Here is a 602-nt window from a genome sequence, read left to right as displayed (position 1 = left end):
GATGAGTTAGCGATCTTTACTCGCGAGATGCAGACGTTAGAGAGTAAACTCAATGAACTTAAAAATCGTGATGAGAGCACACAAGATCGGATCAATTTTCTAAAATTCCAACTTGCAGAATTTAAGAGCATCAAGCCGCAAGAAGGGGAGTGGGAAGCGATCAATGAGCGTTTCGATCACCTTAATAATTTTGAATTGAGAATTGCCGCATTAGAGGAGGCGATCAACTATCTAAGTGATGATGAGTATGGCATTACCCGAAAATTAGCTCAGCTTGAACAATCATTACAGACAATTGAAAACTTTGATCCTAGCGTTAAAGATATCAAGGAGATGATCGATAATGCTCTTATCCTCTGCAGTGAATCGGAGAATGAACTCAATGCGAGAATGGATCATGAAGGCTTTGATCAAGAAGAGCTGCGTCAAGTTGAAAGCCGTATGCAGGAGCTCAATAGCCTAGCACGGAAACATCGTATTGACCCTATCAACCTCTTAACAAAGCAACAAGAGCTCGAACATGAGCTTAGTACGCAAGATGTCTCTGAAGAGGTAATTGAAGAGCTTGAGCAGAAGATTTCACAGATGAAAATCCGCTGGCA

General features: G+C 41.4%; 1 protein-coding gene. It reads left to right on the top strand.

Annotated features, from left to right (window positions below):
* Positions 1-27 precede the first annotated feature (27 nt).
* The coding region (locus FK268_RS26035) for a DNA repair protein RecN (protein WP_205124540.1) at positions 28-602 on the top strand (575 nt) is incomplete at its 3' end.

It is taken from the genome of Tsukamurella sputi (assembly GCF_007858445.1).
GTDB classification, from domain to species: domain Bacteria; phylum Actinomycetota; class Actinomycetes; order Mycobacteriales; family Mycobacteriaceae; genus Tsukamurella; species Tsukamurella sputi.
This window is presented reverse-complemented; position numbering and strand designations above follow the sequence as displayed.